This window comes from Corallococcus sp. AB018, assembly GCF_003986945.1.
GTDB classification, from domain to species: domain Bacteria; phylum Myxococcota; class Myxococcia; order Myxococcales; family Myxococcaceae; genus Corallococcus; species Corallococcus exiguus.
This window is the reverse complement of sequence record NZ_RAWR01000156.1, coordinates 1-26,269: the sequence shown is the minus strand read 5'-3', so window position 1 is coordinate 26,269 and position 26,269 is coordinate 1. Positions and strand designations below refer to the sequence as shown.

Annotated in this window: 25 protein-coding genes; 14 read left to right on the top strand and 11 right to left on the bottom strand. The window is 69.6% G+C overall.

Features of this window, described 5'->3' with window-relative positions; genetic code table 11:
* The 7 genes from D7Y11_RS28685 to D7Y11_RS28655 all read left to right on the top strand — a co-directional run.
* Positions 1-990, top strand: a 990-nt coding sequence (locus D7Y11_RS28685; protein WP_306770469.1) for a hypothetical protein, incomplete at its 5' end; no start/stop codon positions are given.
* A 35-nt stretch (positions 991-1,025) separates the two neighbouring features.
* Positions 1,026-2,924: a ribonuclease R family protein gene (locus tag D7Y11_RS28680; RefSeq protein WP_126935283.1), complete on the top strand. Its 1,899-nt coding sequence runs from the start codon at positions 1,026-1,028 to the stop codon at positions 2,922-2,924.
* 2 nt (positions 2,925-2,926) lie between these two features.
* Complete coding sequence (locus tag D7Y11_RS28675; protein ID WP_121754775.1) at positions 2,927-3,376, top strand: hypothetical protein; 450 nt, start codon at positions 2,927-2,929, stop codon at positions 3,374-3,376.
* A 258-nt stretch (positions 3,377-3,634) separates the two neighbouring features.
* A complete protein-coding gene (locus tag D7Y11_RS28670; RefSeq protein WP_126935282.1) occupies positions 3,635-3,952 on the top strand; it encodes a hypothetical protein in 318 nt (105 codons plus the stop codon).
* Entirely contained in the window at positions 3,945-4,289 is a 345-nt protein-coding gene (locus D7Y11_RS28665) for a hypothetical protein (protein ID WP_126935281.1), read from the top strand. The genes D7Y11_RS28670 and D7Y11_RS28665 overlap by 8 nt, the downstream gene beginning before the upstream one ends.
* A 2-nt stretch (positions 4,290-4,291) precedes the next feature.
* Complete coding sequence (locus tag D7Y11_RS28660) at positions 4,292-4,570, top strand: hypothetical protein (RefSeq protein ID WP_121754772.1); 279 nt, start codon at positions 4,292-4,294, stop codon at positions 4,568-4,570.
* Positions 4,560-4,763, top strand: a complete 204-nt coding sequence (locus tag D7Y11_RS28655) for a hypothetical protein (protein WP_126935280.1) — start codon at positions 4,560-4,562, stop codon at positions 4,761-4,763. The genes D7Y11_RS28660 and D7Y11_RS28655 overlap by 11 nt, the downstream gene beginning before the upstream one ends.
* 1 nt (position 4,764) lies before the next feature.
* Here D7Y11_RS28655 and D7Y11_RS28650 read toward each other — a convergent pair whose 3' ends face one another.
* Both D7Y11_RS28650 and D7Y11_RS28645 read right to left on the bottom strand, forming a co-directional pair.
* On the bottom strand, positions 4,765-5,502 hold the full coding sequence (locus D7Y11_RS28650; protein ID WP_121754771.1) for a hypothetical protein: 738 nt from the start codon (positions 5,500-5,502) through the stop codon (positions 4,765-4,767).
* Positions 5,503-5,541: 39 nt separating this feature from the next.
* Complete coding sequence (locus tag D7Y11_RS28645) at positions 5,542-6,033, bottom strand: YkgJ family cysteine cluster protein (protein ID WP_120578693.1); 492 nt, start codon at positions 6,031-6,033, stop codon at positions 5,542-5,544.
* 422 nt (positions 6,034-6,455) lie between these two features.
* Between D7Y11_RS28645 and D7Y11_RS28640 the strand changes: the two genes are divergently transcribed.
* A complete protein-coding gene (locus D7Y11_RS28640; protein WP_126935279.1) occupies positions 6,456-8,498 on the top strand; it encodes a PilZ domain-containing protein in 2,043 nt (680 codons plus the stop codon).
* 21 nt (positions 8,499-8,519) lie between these two features.
* On the opposite strand, the gene D7Y11_RS28635 is transcribed toward D7Y11_RS28640, so the two are convergent.
* Positions 8,520-9,500, bottom strand: coding sequence for an NYN domain-containing protein (locus tag D7Y11_RS28635; protein ID WP_120578691.1), 981 nt, complete (start codon positions 9,498-9,500; stop codon positions 8,520-8,522).
* Positions 9,501-9,704: 204 nt separating this feature from the next.
* On the opposite strand from D7Y11_RS28635, the gene D7Y11_RS28630 reads away from it, so the two are divergent.
* Positions 9,705-10,136, top strand: coding sequence for a hypothetical protein (locus D7Y11_RS28630; RefSeq protein ID WP_120578690.1), 432 nt, complete (start codon positions 9,705-9,707; stop codon positions 10,134-10,136).
* Here the strand turns inward: D7Y11_RS28630 and D7Y11_RS28625 are convergent.
* The 4 genes from D7Y11_RS28625 to D7Y11_RS28610 all read right to left on the bottom strand — a co-directional run bounded on the left by D7Y11_RS28625 (position 10,133) and on the right by D7Y11_RS28610 (position 13,592).
* Positions 10,133-11,152 (bottom strand): ABC transporter substrate-binding protein, encoded by a 1,020-nt coding sequence (locus D7Y11_RS28625; protein WP_120578689.1) that lies wholly within the window; start codon positions 11,150-11,152, stop codon positions 10,133-10,135. The two genes, D7Y11_RS28630 and D7Y11_RS28625, sit on opposite strands and share 4 nt — an antisense overlap.
* Before the next feature lie 68 nt (positions 11,153-11,220).
* The gene (locus D7Y11_RS28620; protein WP_120578688.1) at positions 11,221-11,982 is read right to left on the bottom strand and encodes an ABC transporter permease; all 762 of its coding nucleotides are present in this window, start codon (positions 11,980-11,982) and stop codon (positions 11,221-11,223) included.
* A 13-nt stretch (positions 11,983-11,995) separates the two neighbouring features.
* A complete protein-coding gene (locus tag D7Y11_RS28615; RefSeq protein ID WP_120578687.1) occupies positions 11,996-12,913 on the bottom strand; it encodes an ABC transporter ATP-binding protein in 918 nt (305 codons plus the stop codon).
* A 133-nt stretch (positions 12,914-13,046) separates the two neighbouring features.
* Positions 13,047-13,592 (bottom strand): hypothetical protein, encoded by a 546-nt coding sequence (locus D7Y11_RS28610; RefSeq protein WP_120578686.1) that lies wholly within the window; start codon positions 13,590-13,592, stop codon positions 13,047-13,049.
* 216 nt (positions 13,593-13,808) lie between these two features.
* On the opposite strand from D7Y11_RS28610, the gene D7Y11_RS28605 reads away from it, so the two are divergent.
* From D7Y11_RS28605 to D7Y11_RS28590, 4 genes are all read left to right on the top strand, one after another.
* Positions 13,809-14,903 carry a glucose 1-dehydrogenase gene (locus tag D7Y11_RS28605; protein WP_120578685.1) on the top strand — a complete coding sequence of 365 codons (1,095 nt, stop codon included), beginning with the start codon at positions 13,809-13,811 and terminating at the stop codon, positions 14,901-14,903.
* A complete protein-coding gene (locus tag D7Y11_RS28600; protein WP_121754767.1) occupies positions 14,900-16,753 on the top strand; it encodes a glycoside hydrolase family 15 protein in 1,854 nt (617 codons plus the stop codon). The genes D7Y11_RS28605 and D7Y11_RS28600 overlap by 4 nt, the downstream gene beginning before the upstream one ends.
* Positions 16,754-16,785: 32 nt before the next feature.
* On the top strand, positions 16,786-17,928 hold the full coding sequence (locus D7Y11_RS28595) for an App1 family protein (protein WP_120578683.1): 1,143 nt from the start codon (positions 16,786-16,788) through the stop codon (positions 17,926-17,928).
* 126 nt (positions 17,929-18,054) lie between these two features.
* Complete coding sequence (locus D7Y11_RS28590) at positions 18,055-18,636, top strand: hypothetical protein (protein ID WP_120578682.1); 582 nt, start codon at positions 18,055-18,057, stop codon at positions 18,634-18,636.
* A 12-nt stretch (positions 18,637-18,648) separates the two neighbouring features.
* Here D7Y11_RS28590 and ppk1 read toward each other — a convergent pair whose 3' ends face one another.
* A complete protein-coding gene (ppk1, locus tag D7Y11_RS28585) occupies positions 18,649-20,814 on the bottom strand; it encodes a polyphosphate kinase 1 (protein WP_120578681.1) in 2,166 nt (721 codons plus the stop codon).
* A gap of 212 nt (positions 20,815-21,026) precedes the next feature.
* Here ppk1 and D7Y11_RS28580 point away from each other — a divergent pair, with 212 nt between their 5' ends.
* Positions 21,027-21,527 carry a hypothetical protein gene (locus D7Y11_RS28580; protein ID WP_120578680.1) on the top strand — a complete coding sequence of 167 codons (501 nt, stop codon included), beginning with the start codon at positions 21,027-21,029 and terminating at the stop codon, positions 21,525-21,527.
* A 6-nt stretch (positions 21,528-21,533) separates the two neighbouring features.
* Here the strand turns inward: D7Y11_RS28580 and D7Y11_RS28575 are convergent, their stop codons facing one another.
* The 3 genes from D7Y11_RS28575 to D7Y11_RS28565 all read right to left on the bottom strand — a co-directional run.
* On the bottom strand, positions 21,534-22,739 hold the full coding sequence (locus D7Y11_RS28575) for a peptidylprolyl isomerase (protein ID WP_120578679.1): 1,206 nt from the start codon (positions 22,737-22,739) through the stop codon (positions 21,534-21,536).
* A 149-nt stretch (positions 22,740-22,888) separates the two neighbouring features.
* Entirely contained in the window at positions 22,889-23,902 is a 1,014-nt protein-coding gene (locus D7Y11_RS28570) for a hypothetical protein (protein ID WP_120578678.1), read from the bottom strand.
* A 152-nt stretch (positions 23,903-24,054) separates the two neighbouring features.
* Positions 24,055-26,269, bottom strand: a 2,215-nt coding sequence (locus tag D7Y11_RS28565; RefSeq protein ID WP_233607417.1) for a tryptophan synthase alpha chain, incomplete at its 5' end; no start/stop codon positions are given.

The window sequence follows — 26,269 nt, the reverse complement described above, 5'->3', positions numbered from 1 at the left end:
CTCATCGGGTGGGGTGGGGCGGAGGCGAAGGGGCTCCACGTGGAGTACGACCTGCAGACGCCGCTGTTCCTGGACCGCACGTACCTGTTCGTGTCGCCCAGCCGCATCCAGCGGCAGGGGGACCCGGACTCGCCCTTGCCGCTGGTCTTCGAGGGCCAGTTCGCGCCGAACCTCTTCCTGCCGCAGTTGAAGCTGGACGACTTCAAGGAGGACGGGCGGGAGACGCTGTTCTCGGCGGTGTTCACGCCGAACATCCGGCTGCGGATGGCGAACACGGACAGCAACCCCATCCTGCCGCCGTCGTACCTGATGAAGTTGACGCTCCAGGCGGCGCACCTGCGGCTCCTGCACGGCCCCGACAAGGACGCAGCGCCCCGGGTGCTGGCGCTGGGGTTGAACGTCATCGCGGGGCATTACTCCAACGGCGAGGACGGGTGCTTCTTCGCGAACCAGACGGGGACGGACCCGAACTGCGAGCCCGCGGAGGGCACGCTGCCGTTGAACGAAATCACGGGGAGCTTCTCCACGAACGTGCTGCGCTTCGAACTGCACAGCCGGCTGGGGTTCGGAGTGGATCTGGACCGGCTGAGTGCATGGCTGGTGGGGGCGAATGCCTTCTACGAATTGAACTCAGCCATTGGACCCGGAGGGATGAGCCCGGCGCAGCGCCACGTGTATGGGAATGGGCACTGGGGGGTGGGGCTGGTGGGGGAGCGCGAGGTGAACGGGAACCGTTTCCGGCTGGAGGGGTCGTTCTCGCATCCATTCGGTGAGACGCCGGCGCAGCGGGGAACGCTGAGCGTGGAGGCGGCGGCGAATCCCCGCTGGGCGTCCGGCTTCGGCGTGTTCGCCAGGTACGTGCGGGGGCAGGACTACTACAACATCCTCTTCCTGGAGCGCATCAGCCTCTGGCAGTTCGGGCTCGTGTTCGAGCTGAACCCGGGAGCGAGGTTGAAGACAGACAGTGGGAAGCCCCCTGGCTTCCAGTGACGTTCGTCCCGACGTGGGCTAAGCACGGCACCGACATGGACACCTCCGCTTCCCCGCGCACCGTCACCGGCCGCGTCGACGTGCATCCTCGTGGCTTCGGCTTCCTCACCGTGCAGGAGCCCGGCACTCCGGAGGTGCTGTCCGCCTTCATTCCTCCTCCGGACCTGAACCCCCTGTTCGCGGGTGATGTCGTCTCCGCCACCGTGACGGCGTCCGGCGAGGGCCGGTGGACCGCGTCTGGCCTGTCGCTCGTGGAGCGCACCCGCACCGTCGTCTACGGCGAGGTCGTGTCGCGCAAGGGCGCCTTCTTCCTGCGCATCGACAAGGAGGTCTCCAACACCGACTGGCCCCTGGACCCGGGCACCACCCCCGTCCAGCACAACGACGCTGTCGTCGCCCGCATCGCGGACGGAAAGGTCGTCCTCCTCTATCGCCTGGAGCCCGGCGCGGACCGCTCCCTGGAGCGGGTCATCGCCCGCCACGGACTCCATCGGGACTTCCCCTCGGAGGTCGTCCAGGAAGCCCTCCGTGCGAAGGAGACCCCCCACGCCCTGGGCGGCGCCCGGCGCGACCTGCGCTCCATCCCCACCGTCACCGTGGATGCACCGTCCACCCGCGACATCGACGACGCCATCTCCGTGCTGCCCGCGGGCCCTGACGGCGCCCTGCGCCTGCTCGTGTCCATCGCGGACGTGAGCGAGTTCGTGAAGGAGAACACCCTCCTGGACCTGGAGGCCCGCGCCCGCGCCACCAGCGTCTACCTGGCGGGCCGCGTGCTCCCCATGCTCCCGGAGGAGCTGTCCGCGCACTGGCTCAGCCTGGTGCCCAACGAGGAGCGCCACTGTCTCACCGTTGAATTGCGCATCGACCCGGACGGCCGTGTCACCGCCGCGGATGTCTATGAAAGCCTCATCCGCTCCTGGGCACGGCTGAACTACGACGAGGTCGCGGCCTTCCTCGACGACAACTCCATCTCCCCCGCCATGGAGCCCGTGCGCGAAGCCATGCCCTGGTTCCGACTGGCATCCGCGCGGCTCGCCGTGTCCCGAGGGGCTCGCGGCGGCATGGCCATGTCCCGCGACGAGGCGCGCTTCACCTTCGACACCGCCACGGGCGCCGTGTCCGGGCTCGCCGGGGAGAAGGACACCTCCGCGCACAACATGATTGAGCGCTTCATGGTCGCGGCCAACGAAGCCATCGCCACCTGGCTGATGACCCGTGGCGTGCCCACCGTGTACCGCGTGCATGAACAGCCGGATCCGCAGCGCGTGGCGGACGTGAACGCGTTCGCGTTGCACTCGGGGTTCGCGGCGGGCTTCGGCGCGCAGCTCACCCCGCTGGCCCTGGCCACGTTCGACCGGCAGATCTCCGGAGCGAAGGCGGAGGCCGCGCTGCGCTCCGTGCTGCGCCGGTCGCTGGGCCCGTCCCGCTACACCGTGAAGCCGGGCCCGCACTTCGGGCTCGCGGCGCCGCTGTACCTGCACTTCACGTCGCCCATCCGCCGGTACGCGGACCTCGCCGTGCACCGCCTCATCAAGGCGTACCTCCACGGTCGGCGCGACTTCGTGCACGAGGACCCGGAGATCGAATCGCTCTCCCAGCACATCAACGTGCGCGCCCGCTCCGCCAACCGCGCGGAGGTGGACCGCCACCACGAGTTGGAAGCGCGCTTCATGTCCACCCGCATCGGGCAGCAGTTCCCCGCGCGCATCGTGCGAGTGAAGCCCTTCGGCCTCGTCGCGCAGCTGGATGGCATGTGGGTGGAGGGCATGGTGCCGGCGGAAGGACTCGCGGGCGGCCCCTACCGTCCGGACACGCGTGAGCTGTCCATGGTGGGCAAGACGCGGACCTTCACCGTGGGCATGCCCATCACCGTGAAGGTCGTCTCCACGGATGAGCAGCTGGGCCGGGTGGAGTTCGCCCTGGTCGAATAGCCATGGGCGCGATATCGGCCAAGGAGATCGACGGTTACGAATTCGATTGGCTCGCGAGCGACGTGGAGGGACACGTCGCCCTGCTGAGCACGGCGGGGGGAGGTTATGTGCCGTGCGAAGTCTTGCAGGACACGGACGCCCTGGATGCCGCCATCAACGCCATTCTCGTGTCCCCTGTCTCTTCAGAGGTGCGCTTCGCGCCGAGCGTGGCGGAGGGCTGCGAGAACACCTGGCGGATGATGGCGGAGCGGGGCGTGTTCGCGTTCGACGCGGATCCATATGGGGGACCGTACAAGCGGGTGGCCATGCCCGAGCGACCCATCCAGGTCGGGGAGCTGGCTGAGGCCGCCAGACCGTTGGTGCGCCGGATGGCCCTCGAAGGTCTGCGGTTCTCCGAGCTCGAAAAGATCGACAACGACGTCCTGGTTCGACGGGACGGACCGAAACCCTGATTGAAAAGCATGAGTGAACCGACAGACCCTGGCTTTCATGGCACCTATACGTGGGAGGTGCCGGATGAAGGCCCCGGCGCACAGACCTCCCCACGGCATTTCTTCCCCGGGAACACCGCCGCAGGACAGGACGGCTTGCTGGTGCGTGTCACGCCAGCAGGCGGTGCACCCTGGCTGGGGATGTTCGCGTCCGGAAACGTGAAGGGTGCGGGAGTCAGCCGCGTCCTAGCAATGCCAAGCCCGGAGAAGCTCTGTGTCGTGTCACGAGGTGCGGGCTATCTCGTCACGGCCCGCGACCCCAGCACTTGGGAGCCAGTCCAGGTGGCGCCCGTGATGGACGTCCGCGCCGTGCCTGCGGCTGGAGTAGTGGTGTTCGCGGACTTCACCGAAATGGTGGCCTACGGCGCGGAAGGCCTGCGGTGGCGGACGAAGCGGCTGTCATGGGATGGCATGAAGATCGTCCAGGTGACGGAGCGCTCCATCATCGGTGAGTACTGGGACATGCGGACGGAGGCGACGCAGACGTTCGAGGTCGACCTCGCCACGGGAGCGCAGAAGGGCGGCGTGGATGAGTGACGTGTTCTCGATTCCTGACGAGCTTGAGCTTCTTGAGTTCTTCAGCGCGGAACCGGTCGAACGGTCCGTCGAAGATGGCTACTGGTGCTACGAAGTCTCGGACCGCCGTGGCGTCAGGCTGCGGTTCTCATTCAATCTCTTCGAGCGGTCGGTGCAAACCGCTCTCCAGGTCATGGACTCGCCACTGATCACTGTCTGCCATGAAGGGGCAGAATCAATGACAGTCTCGGGCAAGACCATGACATGCCGCTTCTCGTATCAAGGAAGTGATGCCCGGCTGGTGCTGCGCCTGGATGATTCAATCAACCTGGATTGGTCAAGCCTTCGGAAATACTGAACATGGATTACGACGCCGTCATTGCTTCACTCCGCCCGGACGTCCAGCGTGGCCTCTCCGTGGAGGATACAGTCGTGGCGCTCCATGACGCAGGCCTGCCTCTAGCCAAGAGCATCATGGGGCTGGCGCAGCTCCATGGCCTGCCCTTCGGTGATGCGAAGTTCATCGCCGCGGGCCACCCTGTCTGGCGCGGCATCGTCAAGGCGGCGGAACCGCTGCACGATGACCTGGAGGCCTACGCGGAGAAGATGAAGGGGAGCGGTAATCCCGATGATCTCTGAGACGAGCAAGGCCTGGATCAACGCCGGGAAGATCCTCGCGGAGAATCCAGCGGCCCAGGTCCGTTGCCCGGAAAAAGCAGATGGCTTCCTCACCGTTCAAGATGTGACTGCTCCAACAGACCCGACACAGTTCGAGCGGTATCTGGTCTGCGACGTGTGCGGAGCACGCAACATCCTCCTCATGCGGGAGTGACTCACCCCGCCAGCGGCAACCCGTCCGTGGACTCCACCAGGATGTTGCCGGACACCCAGCCCAGCAGCCCGGTGGACGACCTCACCAGGTACAGGACCTCCCCCTTCGCGGGGACGCTCGCGGCCAGCACCGTCACCTTGGAACCCTGCGCCGTCGTGGCCAGCACCGCGGAACCCGTGCGGCTCTGCGTCAGCGGGAAGGACTTCTTCACCGTGGCCGTGACCTCCTTCCCGGGCTCGGCCGTCACCGCGTACAGCTCCTGCGGCACGTGCACCAGCTTCCACGCCTTGCGGTCCAGAGTGTACTTGTCCCGCTTCTGCCAGAACCCCATCCACCTATCGACCAGGACGATGCCGTTGCCCTTCGCCTCGGTCAGCGCGTGCACGTCTCCCAACAGCTTCACTGCCTTGCCGTCGTAGCCGTAGACGAAGTAGCGGTGACCGTCGTCCAGCTCCCCCAGCGTCTGGACCAGCAGCTCCTTCCACTTGTCGCCCGTGTCCAGGTCCACCACCTGGAAGCCCGGCACTTCGTTGCCGGCCGCGTCGCCCTTCAACGTCGCGCCGCCCACCTTCAAGGTGAACTTCCCGTCCTCCCCCGCCGTGAGCGACACCGCCTCCGGCTTGCCGTCCCCGTCCAGGTCCACCTGAGTGGACTTCACGAACTCACTGCTCTGCGCGGAGGCAGGCGCACCAGCGAACAGCACGGCGGACGACAACACGGCCAGCAGGGACGTCTTCACGGGAGCAGGACCTCGGTCGGAGAACAGGACCTCGCCACGCTAGCCGCCCGAGCGGCGGAAGCGCCCCCGGAAGTGCTGGTCCAGGTACACCTCCGCGTGCGCCAGGGATTCTCGTGTCTCGGGAGCCAGGGTCAGCGAGGCCGCGGCCACCCGGGCCTGACGCATCGCGGGACCCCTTCCGCCCTCAGCGGAACCCACACCGCGCACCACCGCGTCCACCTTGGCGTGCGCGGTATCCACTACGCCCTTCGCCTCCTCCAGGGACACCTCTCCCTCCGCCAGCGCGTTGAACAGCTGGCAGCGGTAGCGACGGCAGGCCTCGGGGCGCTCCTCGTACACGGTGCAGCACAGACCCTCCAGGGCGGCGCAGCGCTGGGGCAACACCTCCGTGCCGTCCTCCTTCACGGACAGCGACAGGCCGCGCTGGCGCAGGGCCTCCGCCTCGGGGGGCCGCAGCGGCACCTGGGTGAAGAGGGTGCCGTCACAGCACATGCCGCAGTGGAGACAGAGGGTGGACAGGGCGGAGGACATGGCGTGCTCCCGGGATAACGCCTCGCGGGGAGGCGAGTCATCCCCGACGTGTGTCGCACCAACCTCTGTCCCCCAAGGCATGCCTTGTCTCACCAGTAGACATGCGACATGTCCCTTGTGTTCCATGTGTCGGAATCACCCTGTGTTTCCGGGGTCCGCGCGACCCGAGGGGAGGGACAGGTCCGCACCTGTCTTGGAAGGTGATGCGCCTGTCCGTGAAGGAAATCCCCGACTCGTGAGAAACCAATTCGCGACAGTCCAATGCGTGGCCGCCGCTCCAGCCCGAAGGTCTCAGTGCAGAAGGGATGAATGATCTCCACTCTGTGGGAATCCGAGTTCCCCGGGTCACGCGTAACTGGGGACAACACAGTTTCTTCGGACGTCGTAGGATCATGCCCCGTAGGACATCAGGGAGCCCCCGCATGCACACTGACACTCACGACGCGCCGGCCGGCCGCGAAGCCCTCCTCGGATACCGGATGGGAACCGAGCTCAGCGCGGCGGCCTCGTTTGGTTCGGACTTCTCTCCCGGACGTCTGGTGCAGCTGTCCCTGGAGCACCTGACGCTCCACCTGGAGTCGCGCGCGGTGCCCCGCAAGGGACAGGCCGCGTCCGTGGTGGTGGGTGAAGGCGAGCGGTGGGCCACCGCGCTGGACGCGGAGGTGATTGGCGTCAACGCCATGCGCCCGGAGGTGAGCCTGCGCTTCGTCGCGCCGCCGCTGGACGCGGGCCGCCGCATCGTGGGCCTGTTGGAGTCGCTGCGTGACAACGGCCTGCTGCTCACGCCGGAGACGCGGCCTGTGTGGCGCGAGCAGATCGACCACGCGGACCGCGTCGCGCGCATCTGTGAAGCGCTCGCGTCCCGCCAGGCCCGCGGCGTGCTGCGCTCGCGTGATGGCCAGACCGTGGCGGAGGTCACCTGCGCCTTCTTCGAGCCGCTCCAGGACGCGTTCGGCTGGCAGCTGCACGGGACGCTTCCCCCGGGGCCCCTCACCCTGGAGGCGTTCGGCTACTCCAGCGTGGTGCACTTCCAGATGGACGCCGCGCGCGTGGAGGATGGCCTGCTGCTGATGCCGGCGCCCACGTCGCTGGTGCGCTTCCGCCACCGCTGGCTGCGCCGCACGCAGGCCCACGCGTCCTGCACGGTGGAGTTCGACCATCCGCTCTGGCCCCAGGTGCACGTGCACCGCGGCCTGCTGGATGTCTCCTACGAAGGCCTGTCCTTCCTCACCGAGCCCGGCGAGGACCTGATGTACCCGGGCCTGCGCCTGCCGGTGATGGAGGTCGGGCTGGAGGGCCACGCGCCGGTGCGCCTGCGCGCGGAGGTGCGCAACATCTCCAGCACGCCCAACGGCCGCCGCTGCGGCGTGAGCGTCCGGCCCCTGGACGCCGAAGGGGCCCGCGCGTGGCGCGCGCTGGTGGAGGCCCAGGCCCACCCCACCACCCAGGTGGAAGGCGACTGGAACGACGCCACCTGGAAGCTCTTCGAGCGCTCCGGCTACTTCCGCCTCCCGGGCAAGGAGCCGGAGAAGTTCACCAGCCTGCGCGACCAGTTCTCCCGCACGCAGGACAAGCTCCAGGAGGCGCCGCTGCTGGGCTACCGCGTGGTGCGCCCCGCGGAGGACGGCATGGAGGCCACGCTGTCCGTGCTCAAGCCCTACGCGGGCAGCTGGATGGCGCACCAGCTGGCGCGGCACCAGCCCCCGGGCAGCCGCTCCACCGCTCGCGAGGCCCTGCGCGACATCTACCTGCGCGGCTACGAGCCCACCCAGGTGGACCCGGAGGTGAAGTGGTTCTTCGCCTACTGCGAGGCGAACGTGCGCTGGGTGCGCTACACGAAGTTCGACTTCGCCACCTGGTACGCGCACACCGGCCAGACGTGCCTGGTGCCCTTCCGCCTGATGGAGGGCGAGGTGGACAGCGCCTGGACGCAGCCCGCGAACATCGCCCTGGGCGCACCCACCCAGGAGGAGCGGGCCAGCTTCTTCGCCCGCGTGGCCGACACCCGCCCGGAGGCTTACAGAGAAGCGCTGGACCTGGTGCCGGAGCGCTTCGACCTGGAGACCACGCGCACCGGCTGGGGTGACGCCGGCCTGTCCCGCGAGCGTGAGCTGGTGGTGGCCCGCCATGAAGGCCGCGCCGTGGCCTTCGCGGTGTTCGAGTCCGCGCAGCCGGGCCTCAACCTCTTCAACGTGCTGGACGGCGTGCGCCTGGTGCCGCTGGAGGACGACGCGCGGCCGGAGGTGCAGGACGCGTTCGTGGCGCTGCTGGGCCGCGCGGCGGAGTGGTACCGCGCGCGCGACCGCAAGGTGTTCGTCCACTACGTGGAGGCCACCTGCGTGGAGTACGCGGAGCGCGTGTCCCTGGCGGACCTGGGCGACGGCAAGCTGTGGGTGATGTCCGCCCGCCTGCTGCCGGAGTTCCTGGAGCACCTCTGCGAGTCCACCACGCCGCGCGCGACGTAGTGGACTCGAGGGCGGGGGGCCTTAGAGCCCCTCGTCGTCCGGGTCCGGGTAGGACTCCAGCTCCTCTTCTTCCTCCTCCACCGGGACGGGCGCCTTGGCGTGGCGCCCCTTGCCGCCCTTGGCTTCGCGTGGCGGAGCGCCGACGTCCGAGTCCGGGCCCACGATGTAGCCCTGGCGCCCCTGCTGGACGCGGCGCAGCAGGCCTTCCTGCTCCAGCGCCTCCAGCAGCCGCGCGAAGGTGGAGAAGCCGTGGTCGCGCTCGTCGAAGTCGGGCTCCTTGCGGACGATGGTCTCCTTGACGAGCGACGGGTTGAGCGGGCCGGTCGCGCGGCGCAGCAGGCTCTGCACCACCTCGCGCGCGACGGCGGGCACCTCCGCCTTGGGCTTGCCGCCCTTGGACTCGGCGCCTTCCTTGCCGCCCTTGTCGTGGCCCTTGTCGTGGCCCTTCCCGCCCCGCTTGCCGCCCTTGCCCTCGTCGGACTTGGAGCCCCGGCCGCCGTGGTCCTTGTCCTTGTGCGAGGACTCGCCCCGGTTCTTGGGCTTCATGTAGATGAACTGGTCGCACGCCCGCACGAACATCTGGGAGCTGGCCTCGCGCACGGCCAGGCCAATGACGGTGCGGCCGTTCTCACGCAGCTTGTACGCCAGGGGGCAGAAGTCGCTGTCGCCGGAGGCGATGACGAAGGTGTCAATCTGCTCGCGCGCGTAGCACAGCTCCAGCGCGTCGATGACCAGGCGCATGTCCGCGCTGTTCTTGCCAGCGCGGGTGGAGGGGGGCACGTCCACCAGCTCCACGCCCACGTCGTGCAGGCGCTGCTTCGCGTCCTCGAAGCGCGACCAGTTGCAGTACGCGCGGCGGAAGACGACCTTGCCCTGCTCCAGGAGCTGGTCCAGGGCGGGCTGCAGGTCGAAGTTGTTGGCGCTGATGCCGGTGTTGGTGACCAGGTTCTCGAAGTCGATGAAGAGGGCGATGCGGTGCTGCTCGTCGGTGCGTCCAGCCAAAGGTGCCTCGTATTCGTATGCGAGCGGTCCTTGGCTCGCGTGCGCGCCACCCTACTGTGGGGAAGCTGCCTCACGCACGGCCTGTGTTCCGCCGCTGAACATTCAGTGCTGCCCACCCTACGTTTAGGCCTGAGCCCGGGGGCAGCGCCCCCGTGCCACGGAGGTGTCACCATGATGCACGGATTCACCAGACGTTGGCGAGCCATGGCGTGGACCGCGCCGACGCTCGGTCTCTTGTTGTGCGCAGGTCCCGCGCTGGCGAGTGAGCCTACGGTCACCAAGGACGGCGACCAGGCCGGGCAGATGGTGGCGAATTACACCAATCCTGCGAGCAGCAGCCCGTCGAACGTTCCGAGCACCATCCCCACCCTGACACCGGACATCGTCGCCCCGGGCCAGGCCGTGCGGCAAATCACCCCGGACCCGGACAAGATGCGCCAGGTCAGCGGACCCGTGGTGAAGCGGTCCGGGTTGATCCTGTATGTGCGGGACGTGACCGGGCCGGTGGTGCCACTGGATATGAGCAACCTGACCATCTACAAGCCACCGCTCAAGGGGCAGCAGGTCCTGGCCCTCTACCAGGTGGACGAGACGGACAACGTGGCCCTGTCCCTCCAGGGGGAGAAGCTGGACTAGTTCGGCTTCGCGCCGCCGCCGCGCACCTCGTCCAGGACGCTCAGGTCCACGAGCCCCGCGACGTCGTCACTGGGGATGAAGCCCAGTGACTTCGCGTGCTCGGCGGACGTCTTCAGCGCGGCGGGCACCGGGTCCAGGCTCGGCTCCAGGCGGGAGAACGCGTCCTGGAGCACGGGCGCCGGCAGGGGCTTGCGCGTGAGCTGGCCGAAGGCGGCGTTGACGGACGTGGCGAAGGCCGCGGGGTCCGCGCGCCAGCGCTCGGTGAGCCGCACGTGGATGCCCAGGAGCGCCGCGATGCGCGGGCGCTGCGTCTCCAGCACCTTCTTCGTCGTCACCACCACCGTGGTGGGGAAGCGCTTGTCCGGCCAGAGGTCGCGCTCGTCCACCAGGATGTGACCGCCCCCTTCGGCGAGCATGCGCGCGCCCCAGGGCTCGGGCACCCACGCGCCCTCGATGGCGCCCTGGAGGTACTGGGCCAGGATGTCCGGGTTGCTGATGGGAATCACCTGCACGTCGCCGCCCGCGTCCGTCGAGATGCTCAGCTTCTGCGCCTTCAGCCAGGTGCGCAGGGCGATGTCCTGCGTGTTGCCCAGCTGCGGCGTCGCCAGCTTCTTGCCCTTGAGCTCCGCGGCCGTCTTCGCGTTCTTCACCACCAGCACCGCGCCGCCGTTCACCGCGCCCGCGATGATGCGCAGCTCCTTGCCGGCCTTGAGGTACGTGTTGATGGCGGGGCCCGGGCCTACGTAGGCCACGTCCACGGAGCCCGCCACCAGCGCCTCCATGGCCGCGGGGCCCGCGTTGAACTGCCGCACCTCCACGTGGCCCATGCCGGGCTGCGACCCGAAGAGCCCCTCCGAGTTCGCCACCAACGCCTGCGCGTGCGTGATGTTGGGGAAGAAGGCCACGCGCAGGGGCGCGTTGGCGCCGGAGGGCGTGTCCTTCTTGCAGGACGTGACACCCGTCAGGAGGACGACGCAGACACCGAGGAGCAGGGACAGCGGACGCGCGGAAGCCATGGTGCGTCACGCTAATGGAGATTCCCCGCCTGTTATCAATGCCCGTGAGTGCGCAAGCGTCTTGAGGCTCACACGGACGCCGTCAGGCCCCACCGGCGCCGCAGGCGCGTCTCCACCGTCTGGAAGAGGACGCGATCCACCGTGATGCCGATGAGGATGATGGCCAGCATCACCGCCATCACCTGGGACACGTCCATCAGCTCGCGGCCCATGGTGAGCAGCTGGCCCAGGCCGCCGGAGACGAAGAGCAGCTCGCCCGCGAGCAGCGCGCGCCACGCGAAGCTCCACCCCAGCTTGAGGCCGGTGACGATGCCGGGCAGCGCGCCGGGCAGGAGCACGCCGAAGTAGAAGCGCAGGCCCCGCACGCCCAGGGTCCTGGCCACGCGGGCCAGCTGCGGGTCCAGGCCGTTGACCGCGTCCTCGGTGGCGATGGCGATGCCCAGCACGCTGCCCATCACCACCACGAAGAGGATGGCGGTGTCGTTGAGGCCGAACCACAACAGGGCCAGGGGCAGCCAGCAGATGGAGGGCAGGGCTTGCAGGCCCATCACCACCGGCTTCACCGCGTTGCGGAAGAAGGACAGCCGCGCGATGCAGATTCCCAGCGGCACGCCGATGCCCACGGACATGAGATAGGCGCGCGTCAGCCGGCCCAGCGAGCGCAGCGTGGCGCCGCCCAGCTGTCCGTCGCGGGCCATGGCGATGAGCGCCTGGACCACCTCCAGCGGTCCGGGGAACAGGTGCTTGTTCCACACGCCCGAGCGCGACAGCCCCTCCCAGAGCGCGAAGAGCAGCGCGATCATCCCCAGCTTCTGCGCCCACTTCAGCATGGCGGTGTCCCCTCTAACGGCCGGTCACGACGCTGGCGCGAGGCAGGCTGGACGGCGTGCGCGTGCGGCGCTGCACGGGCTCCGCGGGAGGGACCTCCAGCGCGTTGTCCTCCGAGGCACGCAGTCGGTGGCGGATGTCGCGCGCCATCGCGTCCAGGGACGGGTCCTCCAGCGAGCGCGGCATGGGCAGGTGGATCTCCAGGTCCTCCACCACGCGGCCCGGACGGGGCGCCATCAGCACCACGCGGGTGCCCAGCATCAGCGCCTCCTGCACGTCGTGGGTGACGAACACCACCGTCTTGCCGGAGCGCAGCCAGATGGCCTGCAACATCTCCTGCATGTGCACGCGCGTCTGGGCGTCCAGCGCGCCAAAGGGTTCGTCCATCAGCAGCACGGTGGGGTCCACCGCGAGCGCCCGGGCCAGGCTGGCGCGCATCTTCATGCCGCCGGAGAGCTGGTGGGGCAGCGTGTCCTCGAAGCCCTCCAGGCGCACGCGCTGGATGAAGGCGTTGGCCCGCTCGCGGCGCTCGGCGCGGGGCACGCCCCGGGCGCCCAGCGCGAAGGTGATGTTGCCGCGCACGGTGAGCCACGGGAACAGCGCGGCCTCCTGGAACATCAGGAGCCGGTCCGGACCGGGCCCGTGGATGGGCTTGCCGTCAATGGCCACGCGGCCGCCGGTGGGCACCACGTGGCCGGCGAGCGCGTAGAGCAGCGTGGACTTGCCGCAGCCGGACGGGCCGAGCAGGCAGACGAACTCACCCGAGCGGACGTTGAGGTTCACGTCCTTCAGCGCCACGACCTTGTTGGAGTAGTGGTGGTCCAGCTGGGCGATGGAGATCTTCGCCCGGTCCGCGTCCACGTTCGCGGGCCGCAAGAGGTATGGCGCCGCCTGGCGCAGGCCCCGCATCCGCTCGATGAGGCGTCGAAACATTCGCCACAACCTATTCACCTGCCCCGCGGTCGCACAGGAGGGGCCTGGAAGCGGGCAGGCGCCTTTCACTGTAGGACAGGAAGTGAAATCCGCGGCGCACGTCCGGCTGCTTTTCGACGCGCTCTGTTGTCCTTCAGGAGACGGTGGCCCGCTCCGCCTTGCGGTGCGCCAGCGTGCGGGAGAGCAGCCACAGGCTCAGGGCGAGCACGCCCAGGCCCACGACGGTGAAGGCGCCGCCCACGCGCAGCGACGCCTTGCGGTCGTCCTGGAACACCTCGAGTGCGTCCGTGCGGGGACCGGTGAGGTAGCGCCGCACGGTGTCCGCGAAGGCCTGGGCCTCCGGCTCGGCCTCCGTCCATTGGTAGGCGAGCGGCTGGACGCCAGAGCGCGTCTGCAGCTGGGCCCGGAAGATGGGCGCCGCGCCCTTGCGGGTGCTGCGGCTGCGGGCCACCTCCACGCCCTGGATGTCCGCGGGCGCGTAGCGGCCCACCTCGTCGTGGCTCAACCAACTGGAGCGGGTGAGGACGCACGGGCCCTGGGGTTCGCAGCGCAGGTCCATGCGCGCGTTCTGGCCGAGGAAGAACACCCCCAGCACCAGGAAGGGCAGGGCGAGCATCAGGAAGGCCGTGGCACCGATGGCGGTGGCGCGGCTGCGTCGGTAGGCGGGGGGCGAACGCACGGCCTGTTTCTATAGACCCGCGCGACCCAGGGGGGCAGTGCTTTCGAGTGTCGCCCTCCAGGCAGGCGGGCGGCCCGGGCTGTTCAGCGGCGGTCCCCTCTGGCGGGCCGGGTGGGGAAACGCAGGGCGGCGGACGGGCACTTGCGACATGGGTCCCAAGTCCGCACCCCTTGTCCTGGGACATTCAGCACTTCGCCCGGAAGGAGTCCTCATCCCATGAAGGCCGTGGCCGTCATGTTCCCCTCGCGCGAGGTGCGCGTCCTCGACGTTCCCGAACCGCGGCTGCACTCGCCCACCCAGGTCAAGGTGCGCACGCTGGAGGTGGGCGTGTGCGGCACCGACCAGGAGATCCTGAAGGGAGACCACGGCGCGGCGCCGAAAGGAGAGGACCACCTCATCCTGGGCCACGAGTGCCTGGGCGAGGTGATGGAGGTGGGCGCGCACGTGCAGGGCCTGAAGCCGGGGGACCTGGTGGTGCCCCGGGTGCGCAGGCCCTGTCCGCACACGCGCTGCCCGGCGTGCAGCCACGGCTACCCGGACTTCTGCGTGACGGGGGACTACACGGAGCGCGGCATCCAGGGCGCGCACGGCTTCTGCTCGGAGCACTTCGTGGAGGACGCGGCCTACCTGCACAAGGCGGACGACGGCTTGCGCGGCGTGGCCGTGCTCACCGAGCCGCTCACCATCGCGGAGAAGGGCCTGCGCGAGGTGGCGCACATCCAGTCCCGCCTGCCGTGGAAGCTGAACCCCGGCAAGGCGCTGGTGCTGGGCGCGGGGCCCGTGGCGCAGCTGGGGGCCATGGCGCTGATGCGCGCGGGCTTCGACGTGACGGTGTACTCGCGCAGCCCCAAGCCCAACGAGAAGGCCGCCGCATCCGAGGCGGTGGGCGCGCCGTACATCTCCTCGAAGGAGGTGACGGTGGAGGCCTTGAAGAAGCAGCTGGGCGGCGTGGACCTCATCTACGAGGCGACGGGGGCGTCGAAGGTGGCCTTCGACTCGCTCCAGGTGCTGGAGGAGAACGGCGTGCTCATCTTCACCGGCGTGCCCGGACGCGAGGAGCCGCTGGAGCTGCAAGGTGACCAGGTGCTGGGGCAGCTCGTCCTGGGCAACCGGGTGATGTTCGGCACGGTGAACGCGTCGGACAGTGACTTCCGTGAAGCGCTGGAGGACCTGGCCCGCTTCCGCGCGAAGTGGCCGGGGAGATTGGAGGCGCTCATCACCCAGCGCCACCCGCCGTCGGAGTTCGTGAAGGTGGTGGAAGCGAAGGGCGGCATCAAGCACGTCATCTCGTTCCAGGAGCATGCCCGGTGAACCTGCATCACTCGGACCTGAAGGGCGGCGTGGCCATCGAGGACCACGGCATCATCGGCGACCTGCGCACGGTGGCGCTGGTGGGCTACGAGGGCACCATCGACTGGATGTGCTTTCCGCACTTCGACAGCCCCAGCATCTTCGCGGCGCTGCTGGACCCTGAGAAGGGCGGGTACTGGCGCGTGTCCCCGGAGCCGGACAACGTCCAGAAGCGGCAGTTCTACTGGCCGGACACCAACGTGCTGGTGACGCGCTTCTACACGCCCGACGGCGTGGGGGAGCTCATCGACCTGATGCCGCTGGGCAAGGGGGCGAGGGCGGAGGGGCGCGAGGTCCTGCGGCGCATCCGCGTGGTGCGCGGGCAGATGTCCTTCCGCATGGAGTGCTTCCCGGCGTTCAACTACGCCCGGGACGAGCATGAGACGCACGTGGTGAACGGCGGCGCGGCCTTCGTCTCCAAGGGCCTGAGCATGCAGCTGGTGACGCCCATCCCGCTGAAGCAGGACAAGAACGGCGTCGTCGCGCACTTCACGCTGAAGGAGAGCCAGTCCGCGGTCTTCACCCTGCGCGAGGGCGGCGTGGAGGGCTGCCACCACCACCTGCACACGCACGACTCCGCGGAGAAGCTCTTCCGCGACACGGTGGACTACTGGCGCCACTGGGTGTCCAAGTGCAAGTACACGGGGCGGTGGCGGGAGATGGTGCAGCGCTCGGCGCTGGCGCTGAAGCTGATGACCTTCGAGCCGTCCGGGGCCATCATCGCGGCGCCCACGTGCAGCCTGCCGGAGTCCCCCGGCGGCACGCGCAACTGGGACTACCGCTTCTGCTGGCTGAGGGACGCGGCCTTCACCGTCTACGCGTTCATCCGCATCGGCTTCAACGAGGAGGCCGCCGCCTTCATGCGTTGGGTGGAGAAGCGCTGCGCGGAGAACGGGGATGGGCCGCTGCCGCTGATGTTCCGCCTGGACGGCGGCCGGGTGCCGGACGAGGAGGAATTGCATCACCTGCGCGGCTATGGCGGCGCGCGTCCGGTGCGCATTGGCAACGCGGCGGCGGACCAGCTGCAGCTGGACATCTACGGGGAGCTGATGGACTCCGTGTACCTGTCCAACAAGTACGCGGCGCCCATCTCCTATGACTTCTGGCGGCACCTGCGGCGGCTGGTGGATTGGGTGTGCGACCACTGGCAGAAGGAGGACGAGGGCATCTGGGAGATTCGCGGTTCGCGCCGGCAATTCGTCTATTCGAAGCTGATGTGCTGGGTGGCGGTGGACCGGGCCATCCGGCTCGCGGACAAGCGCAGCCTGCCGGCGGACCGGGCGAAGTGGCTGAAGACGCGCGACGCCATCTTCGAGGAGATCATGGAGAAGGGCTGGTGCCAGGAGAAGGGCGCCTTCATCCAGGCCTACGGGCACGAAGCGCTGGATGCGGCGAACCTCCTGATGCCGCTGGTGTTCTTCCTGTCGCCGGTGGATCCGCGGATGATCTCCACGCTGGACGTCATCCGGAAGGCTCCGAAGGAGGGAGGCCTGACGTCGGACGGTCTGGTGTTCCGCTACGAGGCGGACGAGAAGCTGGATGGGATTGAAGGCAGCGAAGGCACCTTCAACCTGTGCAGCTTCTGGCTGGTGGAGGCGATGACGCGCGCGAGCAGCGTCCGGCCGGACCTGCTGGACGAGGCGCGGCTCATCTTCGAGCGGATGCAGGGCTACGCGAACCACGTGGGGCTGTACGCGGAGCAGACGGGCATGTCCGGCGAGGCGATGGGCAACTTCCCGCAGGCGCTCACGCACCTGTCGCTCATCAGCGCGGCATATAACCTGGACCGGACGTTGGGCCGCCACGATTGACGGAGGGGACGGTAGACTCGCGCGCACCCGCCATGCCCGACCTGTACCCGCTGCTGTTCCGTTTCGCCGTCAAGGCGGATGCCCAATACGACGTGCTGAGCCGCCGCGTGCGCAAGGGGCTGGGCATCGCCCCGCCGCTGCGCATCCTGCCGTACCGGGGCTACGGCACCCCGGAGCGCGTGGTCATCAAGGCGCGCGTGCTGGAGGAGCGCAAGGTGACGCCCCAGCGCCAGCGCCACACGCTGTGGAGCAGCGCCGTGGCCTCCTACAAGCGCTACATGACGCGGGAGATTTCCAGCGCGCACGTGGCGGTGCGCTGGGGGGAGAAGCGCTGGGAGGGCGTGACGGACGAGGAGGGCTTCCTGGAGCTATGGGTGCCTCCGCCCGAGGGCGTGCGCTCCGGCTGGCACATGGTGGAACTGGAGCTCCTGTCGCCGGAGGCGGAAGGGGTGCCTCGCGTGTCCGCGCCGGTGCGGGTGGCGGGGACGAGCGCGGAGTTGGGCGTCATCAGCGATATCGACGACACGGTCATCGCCACGGGGGTGACGGATCCGCTCAAGCGCGCGTGGGCGTTGTTCCTCACGGAGCACCGGGGGCGGCTGCCCTTCCCGGGCGTGGACGCGTTCTACGCGGCGCTCCAGGCGGGCGCGAGCGGCACGGCGGACAACCCCATCTTCTACGTGTCCAGCAGCCCGTGGAACCTCTACGAGCACCTGGACGAGTTCCTCTCCATCCACCGCATCCCCATTGGCCCGCTGCTGCTGCGTGACTGGGGCCTGTCACGGCATGGCTTCGCGCCGGGCGGCGGGCACGGGCACAAGCTGGACAAGATTCGCGGCGTGCTGGAGACGCTGTCGCATCTGCCCTTCGTGCTGATTGGGGACAGCGGCCAGGAGGACGCGGAGCACTACCGCACCATCGTGCGCGAGTACCCGGGCCGCATCCGCTGCGTCTACATCCGCAACGTGCCGGGGGGCTCCAAGCGCGGCGAGGAGATGGAGACCATCGCGAAGGACATCCGCGACGCGGGCAGTGAGCTGGTCGCCGTGGACGACACGGTGGCCGCCGCGAGGCACGCGGCGCGCGCCGGGTGGATCCGCTGGGAGGAGGTCCCGGAGGTGGAGGCCCACCGCCGCGAGGACGCCGCGCGGAGCGCCCTGGGCGAGCGGGGCTGAAGATTTCCAACCCCGCGCGTCACGGCGCGGTGACACGTGAACGGGTGACGTGTTGTGGCTTGAGGGCGGGGAGAGGGCTGTGGCACACGCGGGCCTCCCTCGTTTCATCCCCCCGAGGTCGTCCACATGTCGCGAAACACCCTGAAGTGGTCCGTGCTGGCTTCCGCGCTGTTCCTGGGAGCGTGCAACAACGCACCGTCCGAGCCGGCGCCCGAGTCCACCCAGTCCGTGCGCACGGTGGAGTCGAAGCTCAGCCAGATCGAGCTGGAGTGGGAAGGCCCCACGCCGCTGCTCGAGTCGATCATGGAGGCCGGCAACGACGAGTGCGACACGCACAACAACTGGTGTGACGGCACGCTGGACGTGTACGGCTTCCCCTGGTCCTCCACGCAGACGCCGACGCTGTCGGACGCGGTGGAGTCCGTGTTCGCGCTGATGCAGGACCCGCGCGAGCAGAGCCGCATCAACTGGCAGGACCGGGGCACCGTGCCGTTCAGCACGCTGTCCGACGCGCTCTTCTTCTTCGACGCGCTGGACCCGCACCTGCTCACGGAGATTGGCAACGGCACGGAGCAGGTGCAGATCCGCTACTTCTACAGCTCGTACCTGGTGGCTCCGGGCGCGCATGACTGGAACCACCTGTTCATCGTGCTGTTCCCCCAGTCGCACCGCGTGGCGGTGTTCAACCTGGTGAACCACGAGATTTGAGCCGTCCCCCGCTCAGGCCACGGGGCGCCCGCTCTGCATCTGCACCATGCGGATGGCGCGCTCCATGAGCTCACCCTGGGCGGAGCGCTTGTCGTTGGGCGTGGCGGCGGTGCGCCGCCGCCACGTGCCGTCCGTGCCCAGCTCCCACGCGCCGCTGGTGTCCACCATGCAGCGCTCCACCACGTCTCGCACCTGCGCGGCCAGGGTGGGGTCCTCCACCGGCGCCAGGATTTCCACACGGTGGTCCAGGTTGCGCGGCATCATGTCCGCGGAGCCGATGTAGCACCGCGACGTCGCGCCCCGCTCGAAGGTGTAGATGCGCGGGTGCTCCAGGAAGCGGCCCAGGTTGGACACCACCCGGATGTGCTCCGACACGCCCGGCACCCCCGGCCTCAAGCAGCAGATGCCTCGCACGTTGAGGTCCACGCGCACGCCCGCGCGGGACGCGTCGTAGAGCGCGCGGATGATGCCCGGGTCCACCAGCGCGTTCATCTTCATCATGATGCGCGTGGGCGTCTCCGGCGTGTGCGCCGCCTGCGTCTTCTTGATCTCCTCCAGCAGCCCTTCCCGCATGGTCAGCGGCGCCACCAGCAGCTTGCGGAAGGAGCGCGGCCGGCCGAAGCCGGTGAGGAAGTTGAAGACGTCCGCCACGTCCGCGCCAATGTCCGGATCCGTGGTGAACAACCCCAGGTCCGTGTAGAGCCGCGCCGTCTTCGGGTTGTAGTTGCCCGTGCCGATGTGCACGTAGTGCCGCACCCGCTCGCCCTCGCGCCGCACGATGAGGATGGCCTTCGCGTGCGTCTTCAGGCTGGGAATCCCATACACGACGTGCACGCCCGCCTCTTCCAGCGCGTTCGCCCAGCGGATGTTGGCGCGCTCGTCGAAGCGCGCCTTCAGCTCCACCATGCACACCGCCTGCTTGCCGTGCTCCGTCGCGCGGATGAGCGCGGGCACCAGCGGGGAGCTGTCCGACGTGCGGTACACCGTCTGCTTCAGCGCCAGCACGTCCGGGTCCTCCACCGCCTCGCTCACGAAGCGCTCCACGGAAGATGCGAAGGACTCGTAGGGGTGGTGCACCAGCAGGTCGCCCCTGCGCATCGCGGACATCACCGTGCCCCCGCCGTCCGCGGACTCGTTGTCCGTGCGCAGCCGTGCCTGCGTCACCGGCGTCCACGGCGGGTCGCGCAGCTCGGAGAAGCCCGGCGTCATCGCCAGCGACATCACGTCCGCCAGGTCCAGCAGGCCGTGCTCCTCGTACACCTGCCGCGGCTCCAGCGTCAGCGCCTCCACCAGAGGCTCCAGCAGCTTCGCGTTCATCCCCGCTTGAATCTCCAGGCGGATGACGTCCCCGAAGCGGCGCTGGCTGATCTCCGTCTCCACCGCCTTGAGCAGGTCCTCCGCGTCCTCGGACACGGTGTAGTCCGCGTCGCGCGTCACGCGGAACAGGCTCCAGTTGAGGACCTCCATCCCGGGGAACAGGTCCCCCAGGTGCTGCGCGATGATCTCCTCCAGCGGCACGAAGAACGTGCCCCCCTTGAGCGGCACGAAGCGGGGCAATATCTCCTTGGGCACCTTCACCCGCGCCACGCTCTCGTCTTCCGCCACCGGGTCGCGCAGGAGCACCGCGAGGCTCAGGGACAGGTTGGAGATGTACGGGAAGTGCCGCCCCAGCCCGATGGCCAGCGGCGTGAGCACGGGAAATATCTGTTCGCGGAAGCGCTGCTCCATCTGCGCGCGTTGATCCGCGTCCAGCTCCTTCATGGACAGGATGCGCAGCCCCTTCTCCGCCAGCGCGGGGCGCAGCACCTTCTCGAAGCAGTCCGCGTGGCGCCGGCCCTGCTCCAGGATGCCCGTGTGCAGCTTGTCCAGCGTGTCGCCCGGGGACGCGCCGTCCGGCACCAGGCGGCCCACGCGCGCGGCGATCTGCTCGTGCAGCCGCGCCACGCGGATCATGAAGAACTCATCCAGGTTGCGCGCGTAGATGGAGATGAACTTCATCCGCTCCATCAGCGGCATCTCCGGCGACTCGGCCAACTGCAGCACCCGGTCGTTGAAGGCCAGCCACGACAGCTCCCGGTTGAAGAACAGGTCGCTGTCCGGCAACTCCGTGCCCGGGGGAACGACGTCCCGGTCCATGGTCTTCTGGGGGGTGCCTTTGGCGGCGGCGCGCTTCGCCATGACGTGTGACTCCTCCTAGGTGTTTCTCAGGGTGTGCCCTCTAGCAGTCTCGCACCGCGCCGATTGTGAACTCGCACGCCTGGCCTGGAACCGGACATCCGGGCGTATCCCACCCTGGATGACCCTGGCAGTGGCCAGCGAGGCGTGCGGGCTGTGGACTCCCCGGCAGTCCATCGCTTGAATCCGGCGGCCACTGACGGCATTCAAGAGGGGTGAACGCTCCCAATTCCTCCTTCCCGGCCATTCCGGACGGTGCCCCGGCGGACACGTCCCCGGACGCCCTGTTCACGGCCTTCCGCGAAGGGTCCCAGAAGAAGTCCAACCGCTTCACCTTCACCTGGTTCGTGGCCGCGGCGGTGCCCGTGGTGCTCGCCCTGGGCTTCTTCACCCTTTGGCGTGCGAACGGAACGTCCTTCTCCGTCGTCACGCCGCACGGCATCAAGGTGCTGCGCGCGGGGATGACGACCCAGGAGGTCGGGGGCCTGCTGGGCCACCCGCTCACGCTCCAGAAGCAGGGCGACCAGGACTGCTACCGCTACGGCCGGCCCAACTTCGTGAACGAGGTCTTCGTCGTGTACTCGGTCTGCTACGAGCAGGGGCAGGTGCGCGACGTGCTCACGCACCAGTACTCGGCCTGGCAGATAGACCCCGCGACCGGGGCCTTCATCGCGCCCGGCCAGGAGCCGCCCGCGCCCAAGAACCCGGCGGGGTAGCCGCTTTCAGCCCTGAGCGAGCCCCGCTTCGGCGCCCTCGAAGGTCACCTTCGCCTGCGTCATCACGTGCTCCACGGCGAGCAGGTGCCACGCGACGTCGGTCATCTGCGCGGACGCGGCCGGGTCCAGCATGGACTCGCGCAGCTGCGCCTCGGTGATGCCGAAGGGCTCCGAGGACTCCTTGAGCAGCTCCAGCGTGACCTGCGGCGTGAGCTGGAGCTTGTCCCGCTGCGCGATGGCGCGGAGCACCAGGGCAATCTTGAGGCGGCGCTCCACGTCGTCGCGGATGCCCGGGTGGTGCAGCCAGCCGTCCAGCGCCTCCTGCTGCTCCTCCAGGCTGAAGAACTTCTGCGCCAGGACCTCGCCCTCCGCCTGCTTCCAGCGGCGGCGGATCTCCTCGTCCACCAGCGCCTTGGGCACGGTGACGTCCGCGCGGGCGACGATTTCGTCCAGCACCCGGTTGCGCGCGTCCACCCAGAGCATGTCGGCCATCTCGCTCTCCATCTCCTCCACGATGGAGCTCATGACCTCCTCATGCGTGGAGCCGCGGCCCAACTGCTGGAGGAACGCGTCCGACTCCGTGTCGGGCATGCTCACCTCGCGCGCGCCGCGCACGTCCACCAGGAAGCGCGCCGGCATGCCGCGCAGCGGGTCCGCCGGGTAGTTGTCCGGCAGCACCAGCCCCACCTCCACGCTGTCGCCCACGCTGGCCTCCGCGATGACCTCCGCGAAGCCGGGCAGCATCACCTGGGGGGCCAGCTCCATCCAGTAGCCCATGCGGGTGCTCAGCGGGATGAGGCGGCCGTTGGCGTAGCCCAGGATGTCCAGCCGCACGTCGTCGCCCATGGCCAGGGCTTCGCCTTCCGCGCGCTCACGGACCTGCGCCTTCGCGCGGGCCAGCTCGTGGAAGCGCTCCAGCAGGTCCTCTTCCGTGAGGTCCTCGCCCTGGGGCACGCGGATGTTCAGGTTCTCCAGCGACGGGGCCTTCACCTGCGGCAGGTCCGCCTGGTGGCCCAGGCCGGGCGCCACGGGCAGCCGCTGCACCAGCTGATGCACGGGAGTCTGCGCCGGGACGGCGGGCGCTTCCGGAGGCTTGGGGGTGGAAGGGGCGGCGGCGGACTTCGCCGGCTTCGCCGGGGTGGAAGACGGGCCGGGCGCCTTGGCGGCGGGTGCGGCGGACGGCTTCGCGGGAGGGTTCTTCTTCGTGGCCACCGGAGGGCCTCCTGGCAGGTAGCGACCGTGGTCCCAGAGGGGATTGAAACGTGCGCGTCTCACACGGCCACGGTGCCTACCAGAAAAGGACCCCCCGGGGACATCCCCGGGCGTTCACCACCCGGGGGCCCTTCAGTCACTTCAACGGCTTACCCGAACAGGCCGCCGACGAAGCTGGAGACGGCGGAGACGGCGGCGCCCACCTGGCTGACCACCGGGATGTTGGTGGCGGCGGCGATGGAGCCCACGGCGGTGATGACGCCCGTGACCTTCGCGGTGGTGCTGGCGTTCGGGTCACGCAGGGTGGAGACCGCGTTCGCCGTGTCGAAGGCGGCGATGGCGATGTTCGCGCCCGGGGCGAAGCGGCCGGCGGCCTTGGCCAGGGTGCCCGTGGCGGCCTTGGCGGCGGCGGTCGCACCGGCCTTGGCGGCGGCCTTGCCACCCTCGGCCAGCGCGGCCTTGGCGGCGGCGCGGGTCGCGGTGCCCGTGGCGGCCTTCAGGGCCACGCCGCTCTCGCTGACGGCGGTCTTCAGGGCGGAGCGAACGCCGCTCTTGATGGCGGAGGAAGCGCCACCCTCGAAGGCGGCCTTGGCGGCGGCACCGGCGGCGGCGCGGGCCAGCTTGGGGCCGGCGCCCGGGACCGCGGCCTTGAAGGCGCCGCTGGCGGCCTTGTACGCGCTGCCGAACTTGTTCACGTCACGGGCAACCTCGAGGCCGCCCTTGACGGTGCTGACCGCGGTCTTGCCGGCGGTGGCGACGGAGCCCAGCGCCTTGTTCCAGTCCTCGCTGCTGCCGGAGCGCACGGCGTTGCGCACGTCGGAGATGGCCGTGCCGGCCTGGCCCACCAGCTTCGTGGCGTTGGTGATGGTGCCGAAGGCCTTGCCCGCGATGCCCAGCTTGCCCTTGAGGTCGAGCTTGGTCTTCGGGTCCATGGCCTTGGAGACCATCTTGTCGACGTTGCCCTTCAACGTCGCCTTGAAGCCGTCCGTCTTCAGGCTCTTGACGTTGTCGAAGCCGTCCTTCACGGCCGTCTTCACCTTCGTGAAGGTGTCGTAGCCCTTCTTCGCCTGCGTCCCGATGTCCTTCGCCGCCTTGAGGGGGTCCTGCTGCACCTGGCGGATGGTGTTGGAGACGGCACTGCGGGCGCGGTCGATGAGGCTCATGTGGGGCTCCCTCGTCGGAGTTCGAGGAATGATTGGAAGGGATGCGAACGACTTGCGGGGATTATCGCAGCAGCCGTCGATCAGTTGCGTAGCACCTCACATGTAGTGAGAAGGTGGGTGTGGGACGCTGGTTGTGGCACGACGCGTCAACGTCAGCGGCAGTCGGGGTCCGCGTCGTCGGCCCGGCCATCCGCGTCGTTGTCCGCGCCGTCGTGGCAGTGGCCGGCCTCGGACGGAGCCCATTCGGTGACGTGGAGGGTGTAGCGGATGGGGGTGTCCCGGTCCGGCCGGGCCATGCCGTCCACCACCACCAGCACGGACTGCCCCTGGGCCAGGGTGAGCTTCAGCGCCGGGGCACCCTTGGTGGTGGGATGTGGGTGCGCGGCACAGCCCAGCTCCGTGCCCCGGCAGCCGGTGAGGAGGTACAGGGCGTGGCCGCCCGCGTCCGGGTCGTTGCCGGGCGAGGTGTCGAAGACGAAGGTGCCGGCCCTGGGCGCCGTCCACAGGTGGGCGCGGTCCTGCTGGAGCAGCGCGCCGCAGGTGCCCTGGAAGCCGTCGCCGGAGAGGGCCGTCTCGCCCTGGAAGGTGAGGGGCAGGGCGCTTCCCAGGTCGTGGTGGGCGCAGCCCTGGCCCTTGCAGCGGGGCTCGTCGCGGCACTCGGTGTCCGCGCAGTCCACCCAGCGGTCCCCGTCGTTGTCCATGCCGTCGAAGCAGGCGCCGGCCTCGGTGGCGCGCAATTCGTCGATGTGGAGCTCGAAGGCGCCCTGGGTGAAGGACCCGCCGGCCACGGCGTCCACCGTCACCAGGACCCGCTGGCCCTGCGTCAGCGTCACCGCCACCCGGGACCCGCCGCCGTAGCTGATGCCGCCCGTGGCGCACGCCAGCTCCTCGCCGCCGCAGCCGTCCGCGTACACGGCGATGACGGACCGTATCGCCGAGCGGGCCGTGTCGAAGGTGAAGGTGCCCGCCCGGGGCGCCGTCCACAGATAGCCCCGGTCCGGAGCGCCCGCGCCTCCGCACGAGGCGGCGTGGTCGTCCCGGGCCTCCACGGTGGAGCCCTTCAGCGACACCGGCAGCGCGCTGCCCAGGTCCCGGTCCACGCACACGGGCTCCGGAGGCGCGCAGACGTGGGGCACACCCGTGCCGCCGCAGGTCTCCGGCGCCGCGCACCCACCGCAGTCGAGCGTGCCACCGCAGCCATCCGCCACCGCGCCGCACGTCGCACCCAGGAAGCCGCAGGTGGCGGGCCGGCATCCCGGGACCGCGCAGACGTTGGGCACGCCGCCCGCGCCGCAGGTGCGTCCCTCGCCGCACGCGCCGCAATCGAGCGCCCCGCCGCAGCCGTCCGCGACCTGTCCGCAGTTCTTGCCCAGGGCCTCGCAGGTGGACGGCGTGCACGCGGCCTTGCCGCAGACGTTGGGCACGCCCGCGCCGCCGCAGGTCTCGGACGCGAGGCAGCCTCCGCACTCCAGCACCGCGCCGCAGCCGTCGGACACGCGACCGCAGTTCGCTTCCAGGGCCGCGCAGGTCGTGGGCACACAGGTGCTGGCGCCGCAGACGTTGGCCTCACCCGCGCCGCCGCAGGTCGCGTCGGCCGCGCAGGCTCCGCACTCCAGGACGTCGCCGCAGCCGTCCAGCACCTCGCCGCAGCTCTTTCCCAGCGCGGCGCAGGTGGCCGCCTGGCACAGCGGGGCGGCGCAGACGTTGGCCACGCCGCCCGCGCCGCAGGTGAGCCCCTCGCCGCATGCGCCGCAGTCGAGCACCCCGCCGCAACCGTTGGACACGGCGCCGCAGTTCTTGCCCAGCGCCTCGCAGGTGGTGGGGACGCACGGCGCGCGGCCGCACACGTTGGCGGTGCCGCCTCCGCCGCACGTCTCGTCCGGCCCGCACGCGCCACAGTCGAGCACCCCGCCACAGCCGTCCGCGACCTGTCCGCAGTTCTTGCCCGAAGCCTCGCAGGTGGTGGGGACGCAGGCCGGAGGCCCGCAGGCGTTGGGCACGCCGGCGCCTCCGCAGACCTCCGGGGTCGCGCACGTGCCGCAGTCGAGCACGCCGCCGCAGCCGTCCGAGAGCGGCCCGCAGGTGGCGCCCCGCGCCTCGCAGCTGCTGGGGACGCAGGGCTGGGGGCCGCAGACGTTGGGCACTCCGCCCCCGCCGCAGGCCTGGTCTTCCGCGCACTCGCCACAGTGGAGCGTGCCGCCGCACCCGTCGATGGCGTAGCCGCAGTTCAGCCCCTGGGACTCACACGTCATGGGCGCGCAGAGGGACGGGGGCCGCCAGGCCATCCGGGCGGAGACCGCCTCCTCCGGCAGCGTCCGGCCGCACGCCGTCCACAGCCCCAGGAGCCACACCCAGCCCAGCCACCCG